Origin of the sequence: Escherichia sp. E.sYA108, from assembly GCF_011754335.1 — a bacterium.
Taxonomy (GTDB): domain Bacteria; phylum Pseudomonadota; class Gammaproteobacteria; order Enterobacterales; family Enterobacteriaceae; genus Escherichia; species Escherichia coli.
The window spans coordinates 3,934,958-3,951,926 of the sequence record NZ_JAAQVZ010000001.1; the positions used below are offsets into that span (position 1 = coordinate 3,934,958).

General features: G+C 48.9%; 12 protein-coding genes and 3 pseudogenes. 5 read left to right on the forward strand and 10 right to left on the reverse strand.

The features are described 5' to 3' along the window. Window positions 1-37: 37 nt before the first annotated feature. Window positions 38-823, reverse strand: a complete 786-nt coding sequence (gene lafU / locus HBM92_RS18915; RefSeq protein WP_000207550.1) for a putative lateral flagellar export/assembly protein LafU — start codon at window positions 821-823, stop codon at window positions 38-40. Between lafU and HBM92_RS18920 the strand changes: the two are divergent. Beyond that, a pseudogene (locus tag HBM92_RS18920) lies at window positions 789-2,507 on the forward strand (flagellar biosynthesis protein FlhA); the annotation flags it as partial. The gene lafU and the pseudogene HBM92_RS18920 overlap by 35 nt on opposite strands. 274 nt (window positions 2,508-2,781) lie before the next feature. Here HBM92_RS18920 and HBM92_RS18925 read toward each other — a convergent pair. Further along, on the reverse strand, window positions 2,782-3,531 hold the full coding sequence (locus HBM92_RS18925) for a C40 family peptidase (protein WP_000093934.1): 750 nt from the start codon (window positions 3,529-3,531) through the stop codon (window positions 2,782-2,784). Window positions 3,532-3,842: 311 nt separating this feature from the next. Here HBM92_RS18925 and dpaA point away from each other — a divergent pair, with 311 nt between their 5' ends. Continuing rightward, complete coding sequence (dpaA, locus tag HBM92_RS18930) at window positions 3,843-4,583, forward strand: peptidoglycan meso-diaminopimelic acid protein amidase (RefSeq protein ID WP_001225680.1); 741 nt, start codon at window positions 3,843-3,845, stop codon at window positions 4,581-4,583. Here the strand turns inward: dpaA and HBM92_RS18935 are convergent. Together HBM92_RS18935 and lpcA are read right to left on the reverse strand one after the other, a co-directional pair. Continuing rightward, entirely contained in the window at window positions 4,554-5,321 is a 768-nt protein-coding gene (locus tag HBM92_RS18935; RefSeq protein WP_001304889.1) for a class II glutamine amidotransferase, read from the reverse strand. The genes dpaA and HBM92_RS18935 overlap by 30 nt on opposite strands. A gap of 204 nt (window positions 5,322-5,525) precedes the next feature. Continuing rightward, window positions 5,526-6,104: a D-sedoheptulose 7-phosphate isomerase gene (gene lpcA / locus HBM92_RS18940; protein WP_000284050.1), complete on the reverse strand. Its 579-nt coding sequence runs from the start codon at window positions 6,102-6,104 to the stop codon at window positions 5,526-5,528. Between the two features lie 239 nt (window positions 6,105-6,343). Here lpcA and fadE point away from each other — a divergent pair, with 239 nt between their 5' ends. Next, a complete protein-coding gene (gene fadE / locus HBM92_RS18945; protein ID WP_000973126.1) occupies window positions 6,344-8,788 on the forward strand; it encodes an acyl-CoA dehydrogenase FadE in 2,445 nt (814 codons plus the stop codon). Window positions 8,789-8,830: 42 nt separating this feature from the next. On the opposite strand, the gene ivy is transcribed toward fadE, so the two are convergent. Further along, window positions 8,831-9,277, reverse strand: a complete 447-nt coding sequence (gene ivy, locus HBM92_RS18950; protein ID WP_001308392.1) for an Ivy family C-type lysozyme inhibitor — start codon at window positions 9,275-9,277, stop codon at window positions 8,831-8,833. 180 nt (window positions 9,278-9,457) lie between these two features. Here ivy and yafV point away from each other — a divergent pair, with 180 nt between their 5' ends. Further along, complete coding sequence (yafV, locus tag HBM92_RS18955) at window positions 9,458-10,228, forward strand: 2-oxoglutaramate amidase (RefSeq protein ID WP_001304891.1); 771 nt, start codon at window positions 9,458-9,460, stop codon at window positions 10,226-10,228. A 51-nt stretch (window positions 10,229-10,279) separates the two neighbouring features. Here yafV and HBM92_RS18960 read toward each other — a convergent pair. After that, window positions 10,280-10,474 (reverse strand): annotated as a pseudogene (locus HBM92_RS18960) (ISAs1 family transposase); the annotation flags it as partial. A 25-nt stretch (window positions 10,475-10,499) separates the two neighbouring features. Beyond that, entirely contained in the window at window positions 10,500-10,700 is a 201-nt protein-coding gene (locus tag HBM92_RS18965) for a PFL_4695 family integrating conjugative element protein (RefSeq protein ID WP_001304892.1), read from the reverse strand. A gap of 389 nt (window positions 10,701-11,089) precedes the next feature. Here HBM92_RS18965 and HBM92_RS18970 point away from each other — a divergent pair. Further along, a pseudogene (locus HBM92_RS18970) lies at window positions 11,090-11,898 on the forward strand (IS630 family transposase); the annotation flags it as partial. A 16-nt stretch (window positions 11,899-11,914) separates the two neighbouring features. On the opposite strand, the gene HBM92_RS25620 reads toward HBM92_RS18970, so the two are convergent. The 3 genes from HBM92_RS25620 to HBM92_RS18985 all read right to left on the reverse strand — a co-directional run bounded on the left by HBM92_RS25620 (window position 11,915) and on the right by HBM92_RS18985 (window position 16,875). After that, window positions 11,915-12,424 carry a helix-turn-helix domain-containing protein gene (locus HBM92_RS25620; RefSeq protein ID WP_000862929.1) on the reverse strand — a complete coding sequence of 170 codons (510 nt, stop codon included), beginning with the start codon at window positions 12,422-12,424 and terminating at the stop codon, window positions 11,915-11,917. Window positions 12,425-12,445: 21 nt separating this feature from the next. Continuing rightward, a complete protein-coding gene (locus HBM92_RS25715; protein ID WP_250236938.1) occupies window positions 12,446-12,763 on the reverse strand; it encodes a helix-turn-helix transcriptional regulator in 318 nt (105 codons plus the stop codon). A 284-nt stretch (window positions 12,764-13,047) separates the two neighbouring features. Next, window positions 13,048-16,875 carry a beta strand repeat-containing protein gene (locus HBM92_RS18985; RefSeq protein WP_000781923.1) on the reverse strand — a complete coding sequence of 1,276 codons (3,828 nt, stop codon included), beginning with the start codon at window positions 16,873-16,875 and terminating at the stop codon, window positions 13,048-13,050. Window positions 16,876-16,969: the final 94 nt, after the last annotated feature.

Consider the following 16,969-nt stretch of genomic DNA (forward strand, 5'->3'; position numbering starts at 1 on the left):
AATTTCAGGGGTTGAGAAATGCGTAAAGATTCAGCATTTAACGCGCTCGCTGCGAAAGCACCTGCTGCTTATCCAGCTTTTGCACCAGCGGCTGCACCACTTTATCCCCATGCTGACCAAAGTATTGATACAGCGTATCGGACGCACTTTTGGTCAGCACCATAATCTCAATGCGCCGGTTGCCCGCGCTTTGCGGATTTTTGGCATCCAGCAACATCTGGTCCGCCATTGCGCTTACCTGCATCACTTTATCTTCCGGCATTCCGGCCTCTTCCAGCACCCGACGAGCCGAAAGCGCGCGATCGCCCGAAAGGTTCCAGTTGTTGTAGATATTGTTTTTGTAGGCCATCGCATCGGTATGCCCGGTAATAATAATTTTGTTATCGAGAGAGTCGAACACCGGCGCAAGCTCCACCAGCAGCGTTTTAAAGAACGGCATAATCTTCGCGCTGCCGCGTTCAAACATATTGCGGTTCTGGTCGTCTTTAATCAGCACGCGTAATCCCTGGGGAACAATCTCCATCTCCAGATTCGCTTCCATATGCGCATCACGGGCGATGGTATTGATACTGGTTGCCAGCTCGCCAAGCTCGGTGGCGGATTTCTTCTTCAGCAGCGCCGTTTTCTCGTTGACGTCGCGCGCTTTTTTCTCCGTCTCTTCCGGCACCGCCACGGTGGCAGGTTTTGGCGGATGAGACGGGCTGATTTTATTTAACGGCGACAGCCCGCCACCATTGAAAATCGACTGCCCGTGCAGCGCGGCGATAATGCTTTCACGCTCGGATTTACTGACGCTGTTGACAATCAACTTTATCGTCGTCACCAAGGGGGCCGAGCGTATTTCCGAGGTTTCTGCCCGCTTTACCCTGGACGCGATGCCCGGCAAACAGATGGCGATTGACGCCGATCTTAACGCCGGGTTGATCAACCAGACGCAGGCGCAAACCCGGCGTAAAGATGTCGCCAGCGAGGCCGATTTCTACGGCGCAATGGACGGGGCATCAAAATTTGTGCGCGGGGACGCCATCGCCGGGATGATGATTCTGGCAATCAACCTGATCGGCGGCGTCTGTATCGGCATCTTCAAATACAACCTGAGCGCCGACGCCGCCTTCCAGCAATATGTGCTGATGACTATCGGCGATGGGCTGGTGGCGCAAATCCCTTCCCTGCTGCTCTCCACCGCGGCGGCGATTATCGTCACCCGCGTCAGCGATAACGGTGATATCGCCCATGACGTGCGTAATCAGTTGCTGGCAAGCCCGTCGGTTCTCTACACCGCCACTGGAATTATGTTCGTGCTGGCGGTGGTGCCGGGAATGCCGCATTTCCCGTTCCTGATGTTCAGCGCCCTGCTTGGTTTTACCGGCTGGCGGATGAGCAAGCGCCCGCAAGCGGCGGAGGCGGAAGAGAAAAGCCTCGAAACGCTAACCCGTACGATGACAGAAACCAGCGAGCAACAGGTCAGTTGGGAAACTATTCCGCTGATCGAACCTATCAGTTTAAGCCTCGGCTACAAACTGGTGGCGCTGGTGGATAAAGCGCAGGGCAACCCGCTCACCCAGCGTATTCGCGGCGTACGTCAGGTGATTTCCGACGGCAACGGCGTGCTGCTGCCGGAGATCCGTATTCGGGAAAACTTCCGCCTCAAGCCCAGCCAGTACGCCATTTTCATCAACGGCATTAAGGCTGATGAAGCGGATATTCCGGCAGATAAACTGATGGCCCTGCCCTCCAGCGAAACCTACGGCGAGATAGACGGCGTGCTGGGGAACGACCCGGCGTACGGGATGCCGGTCACCTGGATTCAGCCCGCGCAGAAAGCGAAGGCGCTGAATATGGGGTATCAGGTGATCGACAGCGCCAGCGTAATTGCCACCCATGTGAATAAGATTGTGCGCAGCTATATTCCTGATTTGTTTAACTATGACGATATTACTCAGCTGCATAACCGTTTGTCGTCGATGGCACCGCGACTGGCGGAAGATTTGAGCGCGGCGCTCAATTACAGCCAGTTGCTGAAAGTGTACCGGGCGCTACTGACTGAAGGCGTTTCCCTGCGCGATATCGTCACCATCGCCACCGTGTTGGTCGCCAGTAGTGCGGTGACTAAAGATCATATTCTGCTGGCGGCCGATGTGCGCCTGGCGCTGCGGCGCAGCATTACCCATCCGTTCGTTCGCAAGCAGGAGCTGACGGTGTATACGCTGAATAATGAGCTGGAAAATCTGCTGACCAACGTGGTGAATCAGGCGCAACAGGCCGGCAAAGTGATGCTTGATAGCGTGCCAGTGGATCCGAATATGCTCAACCAGTTCCAGAGCACGATGCCTCAGGTGAAGGAGCAGATGAAAGCGGCGGGGAAAGATCCGGTGCTGCTGGTGCCGCCGCAGCTGCGCCCCTTGCTGGCGCGCTACGCAAGGTTGTTTGCGCCGGGGCTGCATGTGCTGTCGTATAACGAAGTGCCGGATGAGCTGGAGTTGAAGATAATGGGGGCGCTGATATAGGCATGATAAGACGCGTCTGCGTCGCATCTGGCACCGGTACACAACCGCCGGATGCGGCGTGAACGCCTTATCCGGCCTACGGGTGAGCACGGTTTTGTCGGCATGATAAGACGCGTGGCGTCGCATCTGGCATCGGCGCACAACCGCCGGATGCGGCGTGAACGCCTTATCCGGCCTACTGGTGAGTGCGGTTTTGTCGGCATGATAAGACGCGTAGTGTCGCATCAGACACCGGCGCACAACCGCCAGATGCGGCGTGAACGCCTTATCCGGCCTACAAAATCGTCTCTTCCGTCAAAATCCGTCGCGCGCCTAAAAAATGGTCCTGCCAGAAAGGTTCGGCTAACCGACTTACCCGAATGGTTTCCCCGGTGCGCGGTGACTCGATAAACTGACCGTCTCCAAGATATACGCCCATATGGTCGGCTATCTCACGACTGTGGATATGGAAAAACAGCAAATCTCCCCGGCGCAGGTCGTTATTCGCCACAATCGTTGCCCGACGGTAGTGGTACATCTCATTGGCCGTGCGCGGGAGCTTAGCCTCAAGGATCTTGTTGTAGGCATAAAAAACCAACCCGCTACAGTCGAAGCCTTTATCAGGCCGCGTGCCCCCCCAGATATAAGGCTTACCTAGCTGCTGCTCCAGGCGGTGAATCGCCACTTCGGTGATGTTATGTAGATGGTCGCTGCTTAAGAAATGATTATTCTCCACCAACGCCTGCCAGCGTCTGTCACTCGCCTTGAGCGGCGCAGGAAACCATTCTGGATGCTGTTTTATCTGCTCCCGATTATGCTGGCGCAGCGCCCTTCTGCTTTTGGCATTGCCTTCCACAATATAGCTGGCCTGCTTTTTCAGATGGGTTTGGTACTGTTTTAATAAACGCGCACGGTTTTGCATCCGCTGGCGGGCGGCGTAGCTAAAAGAGATATGTGATGTGGTGGCGCTGGCGAGTAAAGGGAGCAAAACGCATAACGAAAACACGCCTGGATGCAGAAATCTGCCGTGCAAGAACGAAGACATGAAGGACATAAACCAGCTGAATGAAGGTGAGAATTTTAAAAGACCGGAGGAGTAAACGGGATTATTAATTGCTTATTTGCATATTACTATTGCGGTTTCATAATCTTAGGAAATAAGAAATAAATCTACAATCCATGCGCTTTTCGGACTCTTGAAAACTGCCCCTGTGCTAAATTTGTAAACCCTGCGCCGACAGGCTTGCGTAAAACTCTTTTGGTGATAATGTGAGCCTTCCAAATCCAGACTATTCCGATTTGGGATTCATTTTGCCGTCCTGGCGTGTGTAACCGTTTTATCAAGGAATAAGCAGTATGCGTAAAATCGCATTAATTCTTGCGATGTTGTTGATCCCGTGCGTTTCGTTTGCCGGTTTGCTGGGCAGCAGTAGCTCGACCACGCCAGTGAGCAAAGAGTATAAGCAGCAGTTGATGGGATCCCCTGTCTACATCCAGATCTTCAAGGAAGAACGTACGCTCGATCTCTACGTCAAAATGGGCGAGCAATATCAACTGCTCGACAGCTATAAAATCTGTAAATATTCCGGCGGATTAGGGCCAAAACAGCGTCAGGGCGATTTCAAAAGCCCGGAAGGGTTTTATAGCGTCCAGCGTAATCAGTTAAAACCAGACAGCCGTTACTACAAAGCGATTAATATTGGATTCCCAAACGCCTATGACCGTGCGCATGGTTATGAAGGGAAATACCTGATGATTCACGGCGATTGTGTTTCCATCGGCTGCTACGCGATGACCAATCAGGGTATTGATGAGATCTTCCAGTTCGTTACTGGTGCGCTGGTGTTTGGTCAGCCGAGCGTGCAAGTGAGTATTTACCCGTTCCGTATGACCGACGCCAATATGAAGCGCCATAAATATTCCAACTTTAAGGACTTCTGGGAGCAACTGAAGCCGGGCTACGACTACTTTGAGCAAACCCGTAAGCCACCGACCGTTTCTGTGGTCAATGGCCGTTACGTGGTCAGCAAGCCGTTAAGCCACGAAGTTGTGCAGCCACAACTGGCATCAAACTACACGCTCCCCGAGGAAAAATAAGCGCCATTCACCTGGCATAATCTTTTGCCAGGTTTCATTGCCCGTCAGCGGCTGTGTCGCAATCACCGTGACCACATCATTCGGTGTGGTCTGCGAGCTGAAGTCGATTTCCACATCCTGATCCAGCAACGTTGCCACGCCAAACGGCGCGCGGCGGGTGATCCAGTGTAAATTAGTCGAGCAATACGCCATTACATAGCGCCCGTCAGAAAGCAGCATGTTGAAAACGCCCTTCTGCCGCAGTTCATCCGCCAGTGAGGCGATATATTTAAACACTGCCGCCATGTTGCCCGGTGTGCGCGGGTAACGCTGCGTTAATTTATGCAGGAGCCAGCAAAAGGCTTTTTCGCTATCGGTTTCACCGACCGGGCGGAAGTTGCCGGTTTCCAGTGATTTGTAGCCCGTCAGTTGTCCATTATGGGCATAAGTCCAGTTACGCCCCCATAACTCGCGGGTAAACGGGTGAGTATTTTCCAGCGCCACCTCGCCCCGATTAGCCTGGCGAATATGAGCCACCACCGAACAGGATTTTATCGGGTAGTCCTGGACAAGTTTGGCGATGGGGGAATTAAAGCTGGGTTGCGGATCTTTAAATGTGCGACAGCCTTTACCTTCGTAAAAGGTAATGCCCCAGCCATCTTTATGTGGCCCGGTTCCACCACCACGCTGTACAAGTCCGGTGAAACTAAAGCAGATATCGGTAGGGACGTTGGCGCTCATCCCGAGCAATTCGCACATGGGTAACCTCCACAACAGCGGGAGCGCATGGCCCCCGGCGAAGATTGATTTAAGAATTTTCAGGTCGGATGTGGCGTGAACGCATTATTCGGCCTACGGTTCGGGTGCAGATTGTAGGCATGATAAGACGCGTCAGCGTCGCATCAGGCATCAGAGCACAAATGCCGGATGCGGCGTAAACGCCTTATCTGGCCTACGCCAGACTTACTTAACCATCTCTTTTTCAATTAACTGGATCAGGATATGGATCACTTTAATGTGGATCTCCTGAATGCGGTCGGCATAACCAAAGTGCGGAACGCGAATTTCAATATCCGCCGTGCCAGCCATTTTGCCGCCGTCTTTACCCGTCAGGGTGATCACTTTCATCCCCTTCTCACGCGCCGCTGCGATCGCTTTGATCACGTTTGCAGAGTTACCGGAGGTGGAGATCCCCAGCAGTACATCGCCTTCGCGACCTACCGCTTCAACGTAACGCGAGAAAATATCATTGAAACCAAAATCGTTACCGACGCAGGAAATATGACTAACGTCAGAAATGGCAATCGCCGGGTAGCCCGGACGGTTTTCACGGTAGCGACCGGTCAACTCTTCGGCAAAGTGCATGGCGTCGCAATGGGAGCCGCCGTTGCCACAGGAAAGCACTTTACCACCGGCTTTAAAGCTGTCTGCTAACAGGACCGCCGCGCGCTGAATGGCGTGAATATTGGCGTCATCTTTTAAAAAGTTAGCCAGCGTTTCCGCCGCTTCGTTCAGTTCATTACGAATAAGATCCTGGTACATGAGGATATCCTTCAGCATAAATGTAATAGACAAAATGCAGTGTACCGGATACCGCCAAAAGCGAGAAGTACGGGCAGGTGCTATGACCAGGACTTTTTGACCTGAAGTGCGGATAAAAACAGCAACAATGTGAGCTTTGTTGTAATTATATTGTAAACACATTGCTAAATGTTTTTACATCCACTACAACCATATCATCACAAGTGGTCAGACCTCCTACAAGTAAGGGGCTTTTCGTTATGATGATTTTGAGTATTCTCGCTACGGTTGTCCTGCTCGGCGCATTGTTCTATCACCGCGTGAGCTTATTTATCAGCAGTCTGATTTTGCTCGCCTGGACAGCCGTCCTCGGCGTTGCTGGTCTGTGGTCGGCGTGGGTACTAGTGCCTCTGGCCATTATCCTCATACCGTTTAACTTTGCCCCTATGCGTAAATCGATGATTTCTGCGCCAGTGTTTCGTGGATTCCGCAAAGTGATGCCGCCGATGTCGCGCACCGAGAAAGAAGCGATCGACGCGGGCACCACCTGGTGGGAGGGCGACTTGTTCCAGGGCAAGCCGGACTGGAAAAAGCTGCATAACTATCCGCAGCCGCGCCTGACCACTGAAGAGCAAGCGTTTCTCGACGGTCCGGTAGAAGAAGCCTGCCGGATGGCGAATGATTTCCAGATTACTCATGAGCTGGCGGACCTGCCGCCGGAGTTGTGGGCGTACCTTAAAGAGCATCGTTTCTTCGCGATGATCATCAAAAAAGAGTACGGCGGGCTGGAGTTCTCGGCTTATGCCCAGTCTCGCGTGCTGCAAAAACTCTCCGGCGTGAGCGGGATCCTGGCGATTACCGTCGGCGTGCCGAACTCATTAGGCCCGGGCGAGCTGCTGCAACATTACGGCACTGACGAGCAGAAAAATCACTATCTGCCGCGTCTGGCGCGTGGTCAGGAGATCCCTTGCTTTGCACTGACCAGCCCCGAAGCGGGTTCCGATGCGGGCGCGATTCCGGATACCGGGATTGTCTGCATGGGCGAATGGCAGGGCCAGCAGGTGCTGGGGATGCGTCTGACCTGGAACAAACGCTACATTACGCTGGCACCGATTGCGACCGTGCTTGGTCTGGCGTTTAAACTCTCCGACCCGGAGAAATTACTCGGTGGTGCAGAAGATTTAGGTATTACCTGTGCGCTGATCCCGACCACCACGCCGGGTGTGGAAATTGGTCGTCGCCACTTCCCGCTGAACGTACCGTTCCAGAACGGACCGACGCGCGGTAAAGATGTGTTCGTGCCGATCGATTACATCATCGGCGGGCCGAAAATGGCCGGGCAAGGCTGGCGGATGCTGGTGGAGTGCCTCTCGGTAGGCCGCGGCATCACCCTGCCTTCCAACTCAACCGGCGGCGTGAAATCGGTAGCGCTGGCAACGGGCGCGTATGCGCACATTCGTCGGCAGTTCAAAATCTCTATCGGTAAGATGGAAGGGATTGAAGAGCCGCTGGCGCGTATTGCCGGAAACGCTTATGTAATGGATGCTGCGGCATCGCTGATTACCTACGGCATTATGCTCGGTGAAAAACCTGCCGTGCTGTCGGCTATCGTTAAGTATCACTGTACCCACCGCGGGCAGCAGTCGATTATTGATGCGATGGATATCACTGGTGGTAAAGGCATTATGCTCGGGCAAAGCAACTTCCTGGCCCGTGCTTACCAGGGCGCACCGATTGCCATCACCGTTGAAGGGGCCAACATTCTGACCCGCAGCATGATGATCTTCGGACAAGGAGCGATTCGTTGCCATCCGTACGTGCTGGAAGAGATGGAAGCGGCGAAGAACAATGACGTTAACGCGTTCGATCAACTCCTGTTTAAACATATCGGTCACGTCGGTAGCAACAAAGTTCGCAGCTTCTGGCTGGGCCTGACGCGCGGTTTAACCAGCAGCACACCAACCGGCGATGCCACTAAACGCTACTATCAGCACCTGAACCGCCTGAGCGCCAACCTCGCCCTGCTTTCTGATGTCTCGATGGTGGTGCTGGGCGGCAGCCTGAAACGTCGTGAGCGTATCTCGGCACGTCTGGGGGATATTTTAAGTCAGCTTTACCTCGCCTCTGCCGTTCTGAAGCGTTATGACGACGAAGGCCGTAATGAAGCCGACCTGCCGCTGGTGCACTGGGGTGTACAGGATGCGCTGTATCAGGCAGAACAGGCGATGGACGATTTACTGCAAAACTTCCCGAACCGCGTGGTTGCCGGGCTGCTGAATGTGGTGATCTTCCCGACCGGACGTCATTACCTGGCACCGTCTGACAAGCTGGATCATAAAGTGGCGAAGATTTTACAAGTGCCGAATGCCACCCGTTCACGTATTGGTCGCGGTCAGTACCTGACACTGAGCAAGCATAACCCGGTTGGTTTACTGGAAGAGGCGCTGGTGGATGTGATTGCCGCCGACCCGATTCATCAGCGGATCTGTAAAGAGTTGGGTAAAAACCTGCCGTTTACCCGTCTGGATGAACTGGCGCACAACGCACTGGCGAAGGGGCTGATTGATAAAGATGAAGCCGCTATTCTGGTGAAAGCTGAAGAAAGCCGTCTGCGTAGTATTAACGTTGATGACTTTGATCCAGAAGAGCTGGCGACGAAGCCGGTAAAGCTGCCGGAGAAAGTGCGGAAAGTTGAAGCCGCGTAATTGAATAACGGAGCCGAAAGGCTCCGTTTCTTTATCCGCTAATTATTTAAAATTAAAGCCATCCGGATGGTTTTCCAGGCTGCCGGTCAACGCCGCGAACAGCACCGTTTTACCATCAATAGAAAGCGCATCGTTCACATTCAACCAGGTGAGTTTCTCTTGCGACGTTTTCTCATCAATGGTCGAGAACAGCCCCGTCATCTGATTAGATTTCTCGGACCACATCACAGCGATACGTTGCGAGCCACAGTCATGCGGTTTGCACGCGCTCATCACCTGATACGTCTCATCTCCCAACGTTACGGTTTGTGCGGGAGTATACGTACCGCCTTTCATCACCCAGGCAGGCAGCTTATGCCCTTGCACCATCTGATTAAAAGCAGCTTTGGTGGTTTCGCCCTTTGCAAGGCTGCTAATGGTTAAATCATCCTGCGCCATTGCACTGGTGGCGATGACCAGAGCGGCGACTGTCGTTATTGCCTTAAACATCATTCCTCCCGGGCTTATCCTGCCCATGTTATTAACCTCCTAAAGCTTGGCGATAACACGATAATTTGCAAATCAGATATTTCCAATATCAGAATTTGTTATCAATTTATTCTGCGCTAAGGCAACTGCCTGATAAGGTGTTAAAGTTATAAAACCCTTCGCATAAAGGAGTTGTACACCGTGCCTGGTTTGAAGATTACGCTTTTGCAGCAACCACTGGTGTGGATGGATGGCCCTGCCAATCTGCGCCATTTTGATCGTCAACTGGAAGGTATTACCGGGCGCGATGTGATCGTTCTACCGGAAATGTTTACCAGCGGCTTTGCCATGGAAGCGGCAGCTTCGTCGCTAGCACAAGATGACGTAGTGAACTGGATGACAGCCAAAGCGCAGCAGTACAATGCGCTGATTGCAGGCAGTGTTGCATTACAAACGGAGTCTGGTTCGGTTAACCGCTTTTTGCTGGTTGAGCCGGGCGGCACGGTACATTTTTATGATAAGCGTCATCTGTTCCGCATGGCAGATGAGCATCTACATTATAAAGCGGGCAATGCGCGAGTGATTGTGGAATGGCGCGGCTGGCGTATTTTGCCGCTGGTGTGCTACGACTTACGTTTTCCAGTGTGGTCGCGCAATCTCAACGATTATGACCTCGCCCTGTACGTCGCCAACTGGCCTGCTCCGCGCTCTCTGCACTGGCAGGCATTGCTGACGGCCCGCGCGATTGAGAATCAGACGTATGTAGCGGGATGCAATCGCGTCGGCAGCGATGGCAACGGCTGCCATTATCGCGGTGACAGCCGGGTGATTAATCCACAGGGCGAGATTATCGCTACTGCCGACGCGCATCAGGCAACGCGCATTGATGCGGAGTTGTCGATGGCTGTATTAAGGGAATATAGAGAAAAGTTTCCGGCATGGCGGGATGCGGATGAGTTTAGGTTGCTGTGAGTGGGTGTTGCGTTTAGGGCCGGGGAGAGTCGGGGTAAGACTACGAAAGCCCGCTCTCCTGCGACGGCTTTTATCATAGGAGTGTGGAAGTGCTTTTCCATCAATCGCGATGACGTCTTTGTCATCTGAAGAATGACATTCACGCATCCGGTTAATAAAGCATTCGTGAAATTATACTGAACGGATACAAGACATAACTCTAATTATAGTGCCGTGAACAGGATTACCACTTTCAAAATTACGATATTATTAGCAGTAATTATGTTATTAATCATTGTGATATTTCCATCTCTGTGATCAATACCGGATAAGCATTTAATTGCAGCATTTGCACGAAATTATCGCAGATAACTGGCAATAACAATAACCCATCAGCCCGCTTCTGTAATACCTCCATTCGTTCTACTGATTCAACATTAACAACCAAACCAAGGGTATTTAGCGATTTAAGGATCTCCAGATGTTCACTCATCCAGCGCAGAGAAAAAGGATCATCACCAATTATAAAAACAGGCCCCTAGCAGGTTAATAACTGGCGTTTCATTACGGATCTAGGATGAAGTCGAGTACATATTACAGGAAATACGCCCTGTTGCGATGGTTCCGATGATGTGGAATATTCAGAAATATTTCCATTGTTAGTGAAGAATTAACATCCATTAATAATGGTGAAACAGCCTCACTTTCCTTGCTAGTAATGGCTGCACTAATCTGAAAGGAAAATAACAATATTATTACGTATAAACTCATTTTTAACATAATACATTCAATCCGTTTATTCATGTTATAGAATAATGATGCTATACCCGTGATCATTGAAGATGCTTGATTTTGTCATGACAGAGGATCATGCTACGCAACATGAAAATCTTCATCTCCGATCTACAAAAAGCAGAGCTGGAACGCCTTCACGATACCAGTCGTAACAAGCGGGTCTGCGATCGTATTAAAGCCATTCTTCTGGCTTCTGAAGGCTGGAGTTCAGTCATGATTGCTCAGGCTCTGCGCCTGCATCAGACCACCGTTGATCATCATATCCATGAGTTTATGAATAAAGGGAAGTTAAAGCCCGAAAACGGTGGTTCAGACAGTAAACTCAGTGCTGAACAAACATCACTCTTAATCAAACATTTATCTGATAATTTGTTTCACCATACTCATGAAATTATCGCCTTTGTTCTCCACACATGGGGAATTTTGTTCAGCGTTGCCGGTATGAACAAATGGTTGCATCGTAACGGCTTCTCTTACAAAAAACCGGCTGGAACGCCTCATAAATTCAGCGAAGAGAGGCAGGCGCAATTCATTGAATTTATGAAGACCTGAAAGAAAAAGCAGGCGATGAACCTGTTCTTTTTATAGATGCTGTCCACCCCACTCAGGCCACCAAAATCAGTTATGGCTGGATACGAAAAGGGCACCGGAAAGCAATAGAAACAACAGGTAGCCGTACACGGCTGAATATCATGGGTGCGCTAAATCTGAAGTCTCCGGAACGCCCACTCATCAGTGAGTACCCAACCATTAATGCGTTAAGCATATCCCGGTTTTTCAATGAGATAAGAAAGGTTTATCCTGATTATAATCAAACAGTCAACATCATTCTGGATGGTGCACGTTATCACCATGCTCAACTGGTAACAGACTGGGCTGAAGTCGTTAATATCAAACGCGTTCAATTAGCACTTATCTACATAATAATAGACCTTTGTAAAATAACTGTATATCATTACTGACATACAGTCTATTCATTAAAGACTTTTTATAACTCGAAACAGTTTTTATTGAAACGCCGAGGTTATTAGCAATATCTTTTCCACTTAAACCATATAAAAACATCAGCAGGACCTCCTTCTGCCTTCCAGATAAAGAAAGCTTATAATGAGAGTTCTTTACTCTATAAATATAATGTGTGTTATTAAGTGGATTGTTTTTAGTTAAATCCTTTATATTGCAAATAGGGGCGTGGATAATATCCCTGAGAAAATCAAAGGTTTCAGGGGGAGCATAAAAAATGGTATCCGAACACCTAAAATCAATGTTATTGAACTGTAAAAAACAAAAAACATCTGACGTTTTAGGGGATGATATTATAATAATATTTTTTACGCCATTAATTTTATTTTTCTGGATGACATCTTCAATTGTTTTGTTGATCCCAATAAGGAAATAACGATTATCACATATAACTTTCATATAAAGCGACCAACACTTCAATTAACAGACAAGCCTTTCATAAGCACATTTATATTTGAGATTTTTTCCTGATATTCCATTTTTTTTCTTTGCTTTATATATATGAGTATACACAGTCTTTGAACTCATACCAAACTGATAAGCAATACTTGCTACATTCCACCCATGGAAAACATAATAGAATAGTATAATCATCTCATTCATGGTTAATTTATGTGGAGAGTTCCCAAACAACAACCTGCCACTAAACATACATTCATAAATCGATGACAGGCTACTTATTGATTCTACTGGTAATAAGTAAAATCTATAACCGTTAAAAATATAATTCATTAACATACTGTTTTTTTATCACAGAGAATGACAAAAATATTATTGTTTATTATATGCTCACGATTATCTGGTATAAAAAAATCAGCACCAATAGTAATAGAATGCCTGCTCAATAATTTTTTCAAACCTAACTCAAGATATTTATTGTGCGTAACAATCATTATATTCATACATTATGCCTTCTACAAGAAGTATATAAATGTCATATTGACTCATTTGCAAATTATTAAGTTGTTTCTATAACACTCAAAAATGTGGGAAGTTTCCCTCCCACATGAATAAGACAACTATTAAATTACACCATTCGCATCAATAATATTGTTATCAATATACACATTTGCGCCACTTACACTGCTGTATAACGTATAAGTATGCTCAATACCATCTAACGCAGTTGCTTTAACAGTTGTTGCCGTTGCCGTAAATGTACCCAGACTTCCCGCTCCGTCAGCCCCCAAATCAACTTTGTCATTGGCATCACCGGAAATATAAATCGTTGAATTGTCATTTATACCCAATACATCCGATGCCGTTAACTTGACTAACTGAGCTGCATTGTCAGCTTTCAGATCGCTACCAACAGTCATATCCACTTTCTCGAAGCCGGCAATACCTTCATTTTTACCGGCCGCTAGATTGACAGAAATGGTACCTGTCAGAACCAGGGTATCACTGCCTTCCCCGCCGTTAATATAGCCCTGATTACCGGAGGAGGTGGAGTCATAGTCTTTTGTCAGAACAACAATATCATCACCGGCACCGGCATCAATGGTCAGGTTTTTGGCAATTGTGCCTAATTTAAAGGTATCATTGCCGTCTTCACCATTAACGACAGTGGCATAAGCAGAATCCCCCATTACACCAGAAGTTGCATCAAATACATCATCTCCCGCCCCCAGTGAAATAGTCGTGTTATATGCACCATCTGTGATGGTAACAGTATCATTGCCGTCCCCCATAGAGACAGTACTGCCACCATAAATCCATCCGGCCGTTAAGGTATCCGCATTGTCACCGACAGAAATATTACCGGTCAGATTTTTAGTTACCGTAATATTATCACTGCCGTATCCGCCTAAAATTTCACCAGACACAGAGCCATAAATAGTGACGGTATTAACATCTGTGGCAGTGTCAATATTGTTGTCGTTACCCAAGCTTAAATTACTGCCATCCTGATAAACAGAAAGATATTCCTTAGGCATATTAGATATATCTTTTGTACCACTACCAAGATCCAATAAACCAGATAATGTTGTATCGTTATTGTCAGTAGCATCCCCCTGGATAAATGTATCACTACCTGAACCAAGATAAATCTGTCCGGCATTTGTTACACCAGTACGTTTGATCGTAACAATATCATCGCCAGACTCAGTAAAGATATAACTACCCGCATACATAACACGTAATGCAGTATTCATACCATCCATAGTAAAAGTATCGTTACCCTCACCAGTATATACTCTTGTATTAGCCAGCATGTTACCACGAATGACCATTAGATCATCACCAGCACCTAAATCAACAGTCGTAATGCTTTGATTGCCATCGGTTTTTGTTCCGTCTGGCCCATTATCCTGTGAGTTAGCAACATTACTATACGATGTTGTTTCTTTACCACTCTGGTAATAACCAACATAAACCGTATCATTGTAATCTGTTGTTACCATTGGATCATTTTCACCACTATTCGCGCCAATGGTATACCCAAAGTCCCCTTTTTCGGCGATAGAAGATGATAGTGAATATTTCAGTGTAAAATCACCGTCCAGATTACGTAATGAAATGGCATTACCATCATAAATAACACCTGTTGCGGATGCTCCCGCATTATCAACGATGTCAGTAGCTGCCGTAACGTTATCAGATGTTCCCGTAATGGTCGCAACAACTTTTTCCATACCCTCGGCATTAAAGGCATCTTGGTTAGCCTCAAGCGTTGGATCAACTATAAATGAAACACTTTTTGAACCGGCAGGAATAACAATTGTTACGGTTGTTGCACCATCATAGGTTACTTTTCCAGTATCACCATGAAGGCCAATTTTCCCGTTATGCTGTGCTCCACCAATATCAGAATAGTCAGCAGCATCAGAATGCCCAGCTCCGCTACCCAATGTAACTGTAACTGTTACATCTGTTGTAGTGACATGATTCAGAGAAACCGTATAAACCAGTCCAGTGGAATCATCCTTATCTTCAATAGTTGCGGGAACATCCATTACGGTCCCATTGACACTAGCTATACCAGTAAAACCATCACCATTGACATCTGTTGATGTTGTCTCAACGCTAATACTCACTGTTGGTAACACATCAGTTTTTGAGGTTACGGTTGACGGGTCACTTTCATTACCGCTCGGATCTTTGGCAACCCCGGTAACTTCACTGTTATCCTTCACGTTATCTGCCGGAATGGTCGCTTTATCGCCAGTGCTGTCCGGGATCAGCGTCGGATCACTGGATGTCCAGCCGTTATCCCCTTTCTCCAGCGTCACGGTGTGCTTACCACCTTTTTCATCTTCAAAGGTGACATCCACGGTATCGCCTTTATTGGCATCACCCGGCAGCTCAACAGAAACAGAACCATCATCCTCTGCTTTTAATACCGGTGCCGACGGCGCCACTGTATCCACTGCGAAGTCAGCCGGCTGGCCCTGGCCACTGGTGTTACCTGCCGGGTCTGTGATTTCCGCGGTTACAGAATACTGACCATCTGCCGTCACTTTATCCGCCGGAATGGTCACATCAGCTTTACCTGCAGCCACTTCATCTGCGGTCAGCGTGTGCTCCACCGTGTCCGTCGTGCCGTCCGGTTTGGTGACCGTCAGCGTCAGGGTATCACCGGCAGCGCTGCCTTTCGGTACCGTGACTTCGGTCTGTACACCATCCTTCAGCTCTTCGGCATTCACACCATCTGCCGCTTCCGGAATGGCAACTACCGGTGTTGCATCTGTTGCACCATCACCATCGGTATCCCCCGGGATCTGGGTATCGGCAGCAAAATCAACCACATTCCCGGGTTTCGCCGGGTTACTGCCCTGAGTCAGAGTGACACTGACGCTGTTCTGCCCGTCAATCACCGCATCCTTCGGAATATCCATGGATACTTTACCGGCAGCCACTTCATCTTTAGTCACGGTATGTGTCACGTTCTCCGTGGTTTTGTCCGGACGGGTCACGGTAAGTGTAATAACTGCACCTTCTGCCGTGCCTGCCGGCAACGTGACCTCTGCCTGCAAACCGTCTTTCAGCTCATCAGCATTGGCATAACCGTCAGTCACTTCAGGAATGCTCAGAACCGGGGCATCTGCCACACCATCAGTTTTTGACGTCACGGTTGACGGGTCACTTTCATTACCGCTCGGATCTTTGGCAACCCCGGTAACTTCACTGTTATCCTTCACGTTATCTGCCGGAATGGTCGCTTTATCGCCAGTGCTGTCCGGGATCAGCGTCGGATCACTGGATGTCCAGCCGTTATCCCCTTTCTCCAGCGTCACGGTGTGCTTACCACCTTTTTCATCTTCAAAGGTGACATCCACGGTATCGCCTTTATTGGCATCACCCGGCAGCTCAACAGAAACAGAACCGTCATCCTCTGCCTTCAGTGCTGGTGACGATGGGGCTGTAGTATCAGAGTCATCATTTTCATGTCTATGTTTGCTTCCACCGCCACCTGCAGCTAAAGCCATAGCAGCCAGTCCCCCACCAAATGCCAGACCGCCCAACCATATAAAACCGCCACGATCATCATCTGACAAGGTTCCCGATTGTCCGGCAGTAATATCATCCAGCACCGGGCCATCCTGAGTCAGTACGGCTTCGGTGACCTGTCCATCTTCCCCAACAATATTAAATACCGCCGTACACTGTGTTTCCCCGGGCTGGCATTCTTCCCAGAATCCCTCTATCCGGACCTCAGTATCTTCTTCCTTTTTACGCAGAATTAAATCATCACCGGAGCGATCCGCCTCAACACCGTCAGGCACTAGGCCGGTCACCTCATCGATCAGTCCATACTGCTCCCCGGGCTGTGCTTTAACTGTATGACGACCTCCGACAGTCAGCACGGTTTTTTCTCCGCTGACCTTACCGGTAAAAATCATTTTCATATAAAATCCTTAGGCTAATTAAAACCTGCGATTATCAATATAAAATAAATTAATCATTTCCAGAGGTGGAAAAATAATAATTTCTATACGTGAC